The organism is Candidatus Omnitrophota bacterium, from assembly GCA_013791745.1.
Taxonomy (GTDB): Bacteria; CG03; CG03; order CG03; family CG03; genus CG03.
Map to the genome: position 1 here is coordinate 1 of VMTH01000152.1, position 2,760 is coordinate 2,760.

Consider the following 2,760-nt stretch of genomic DNA (forward strand, 5'->3'; position numbering starts at 1 on the left):
AAGGCGATATGTTGCCGCGGTCAAACTGCATTCCCTGCACCGTCTCAAGCTCGGTGGATGATGTTTTTCCCTCGTCAACTGTAATAACACCGTCTTTCCCCACTTTGTCAATGGCGTCGGCTATCATGTCGCCGATCTCCTTTGAGTTGGCCGAGATGGTGGCTATCTGGGATATTTCTTCCTTGGTCGTCACCTTCCGCGCCATTTTTTTAATTTCTTCCACGGCAACCGCCACCGCGTTGTCCATTCCCTTTTTAAGATGCAGCGGGTTGGCTCCGGCGGTGATGTTTCTCAGGCCTTCCTTAAATATGGCCTCCGCAAGAACAACAGCCGTTGTCGTGCCGTCTCCGGCGACATCATTTGTTTTGGAAGACACTTCCCTTACAAGTTGCGCGCCCATATTTTCAAAAGGATCATTGAGCTCTATTTCCTTAGCCACGGTCACGCCGTCGTTAGTTATCGTCGGCGAACCGAATTTTTTGTCAAGAACGACGTATCGCCCTTTCGGCCCCAGCGTCATCTTCACGGCAGAAGCTAACTGCTCAATGCCTTTCTGAAGCGATGCGAAAGCTTCATGATCAAATCTTAATTGTTTAGCCATTTTATTTTCCCCCTTATTTCACTTTTTCTTTTACTTTCGCGATAACGTCACCCTGGTCCATGTAAACGTAATCTTTTCCGTCAAGCTTAACTTCCGTTCCGGCGTATTTTCCATAAAGCACCTTGTCGCCAGCCTTCAGTTCCATGGGAATAAGTTTTCCCGAATCGTCTCTTTTCCCCGGCCCCACGGACACAACCGTGCCTTTCTGCGGTTTCTCTTTCGCCGTGTCGGGGATGATGATACCGCTTTTGGTCTTCTCCTCACCCTTCTCCTGCTCAATCAAAACCCTGTCTCCAAGCATCTCAAGATTCATAAACTCTCCTCCTGTTCTTATTTCTCACGGGGAACCCCCCGTCCTTAAATCCAGCTAACCGGTTACGGTTTAGCACCCACTCATTGCAGGTGCTAAATTACAAAAAGACATTTGTTTTGTCAAGTAGCCGCAGAGCAGAACTCTGCCGAGAGGCAAAGCTGTCGCTCACGCCCCGGCGCACTTTCAGTTGCGACTACCAGAGTATGAATAATCCATATCAATTAGGAACTGTCCCCATTGACCCTATCGGCAAGTTGGTTTACTCAATGAAGAAACTGTTTTAATTTCCTGTAGTAATTTTCATGACTCCCGATGGTGTAAAGATAAAGCGTCTTATCCTGCTCTTTATAGGAAAGAAGATATTGCTGCGTTTTATATTTGAATTTAAGAACCCTGATACCTTTTAAAGCGCCTTTCTTTAATTCTCCTATGTCGGGATTTTTTAAAACAGTTACAACCTGACGATCGATTTCTAATTGTATATGTCTGGGTGACCGTTTTTTAAATTTACGGAAATGATTGGAGGCAACAGGCTGTTTCATTTAAGAATGCCAAATTTATATTCCTTTCCAAGCCCTGCCTCTAATTCCGCTTTTGCTTCGAGCGTTTCTTTTATGAAAGAGAGAGGCAGTTCATCGTTTTCTTCACAGAGAATCCCGTCACAGAGATATTTTTTTATTTGCTCAGAAAGAGTCCGATGCCCTATTTTCGCCATCACTCTGACTTTCTTTTCAATTTCTTCCGGCAGCCGTACTGTAAAAACCTGCATATTTCCTCCCGTATTTATTAGTATTCGCTACAAATACATTGTAATCTGGAAACAGGAAAATGTCAAGCGGCCCGGCGATTGATGCGGCACGGCGATTGACTATATTTCTATGATGCCTTTTGCCTTGTTCATGAGAGCCGCGTTCAGACAGCATATCCAGTTTTTAAGGTGCTTCGGAAGAAGAAAATGAGTATAGACATAAGCCGTGGCGGCTTCCGCAAATTTTTCCCTCATTTCGCCGCTCGCAAAGATCTGGCTTATCCTGTAAGCCGCGCCGGGCGCTGTCTTAACGAGGAATCCGTTTATCCCGTGCAGGATCTGGAGCGCTATGCCCGAAGAATCCCTCGCCACGACAGGCGTCCCCTTCCATAAGGCCTCCGCAACCGTCAGGCCGAAGCCCTCCCTGGAAGACATCTGCAGGCAGACATCGGCCATGCGCTGAAAAGCGTTTATATCAAAAGGGCTCTCGTCGGTGACGGGAATGTTCAGCACCTTGATATCCTCATCCCCGCCGGCCGCGTCCAGCACTTCCTTATATATCTCTTCGCCCTCGGGGTCATCATCCGCGTATGAACCGGCGAGAACAAGAACCGAAGGATACATTTTGTTGACGATCCTGTAGGCCTCTATCGCCCCGAAAGGATCTTTCAGGCGGTCAAAACGCCCTATCTGAACAATTATTTTCCTGTCATCAGCGATGCCGTATTTTTTTCTCACCCCATCGATCCTGTCCAGGCTCATATCAACATTTTTAGCGGCGAGAGGGTCTATGGTCGGCGGAAAAATAAACTGCCTGATCTTAAGCTCTTTGGCGTAGCCCGGGCAGTGGAAAATAGCCGCGTCAAACATGGACACATATTTCTCAAGGCTCTTCCATGTGGCATCGGTTGAGGTGGAAAGGTCTATATGGCATCTCCATATCCATTTGCCGCCGAACTCTTTCCTGAATTTAACGAGCGGCAGCGGCTGCGGGTCGTGCACCACATAGACATCCGCGCCTTTTATGAGAGTGTCTTTCTGCGCAAAAACATTTTTTTCAAAATAAGCATAATCATCCTCGTCCAACTGATCGTCGGC

At 47.3% G+C, this 2,760-nt stretch carries 5 protein-coding genes; all 5 read right to left on the minus strand.

Going from position 1 to position 2,760, the window contains the following annotated elements; genetic code table 11:
* Nucleotides 1-601 (minus strand): chaperonin GroEL (gene groEL, locus FP827_07255; GenBank protein MBA3052863.1); only part of this gene is annotated, 601 nt, incomplete at its 3' end.
* A gap of 13 nt (nt 602-614) precedes the next feature.
* On the minus strand, nt 615-914 hold the full coding sequence (locus FP827_07260; protein ID MBA3052864.1) for a co-chaperone GroES: 300 nt from the start codon (nt 912-914) through the stop codon (nt 615-617).
* Between the two features lie 263 nt (nt 915-1,177).
* Entirely contained in the window at nt 1,178-1,456 is a 279-nt protein-coding gene (locus tag FP827_07265; protein MBA3052865.1) for a type II toxin-antitoxin system RelE/ParE family toxin, read from the minus strand.
* Nucleotides 1,453-1,683: a hypothetical protein gene (locus tag FP827_07270; protein MBA3052866.1), complete on the minus strand. Its 231-nt coding sequence runs from the start codon at nt 1,681-1,683 to the stop codon at nt 1,453-1,455. Before FP827_07270 ends, FP827_07265 begins: the two co-directional genes overlap by 4 nt.
* A 99-nt stretch (nt 1,684-1,782) precedes the next feature.
* Nucleotides 1,783-2,760: glycosyltransferase (locus FP827_07275; protein ID MBA3052867.1), on the minus strand; the 978-nt coding region annotated here is incomplete at its 5' end.

What these genes read in the sequence shown, in the direction of transcription:
- FP827_07260 (MBA3052864.1), bottom strand. Translation starts at nt 914, where the DNA reads ATGAATCTTGAGATGCTTGGAGACAGGGTTTTGATTGAGCAGGAGAAG.
- FP827_07265 (MBA3052865.1), bottom strand. Translation starts at nt 1,456, where the DNA reads ATGAAACAGCCTGTTGCCTCCAATCATTTCCGTAAATTTAAAAAACGG.
- FP827_07270 (MBA3052866.1), bottom strand. Translation starts at nt 1,683, where the DNA reads ATGCAGGTTTTTACAGTACGGCTGCCGGAAGAAATTGAAAAGAAAGTC.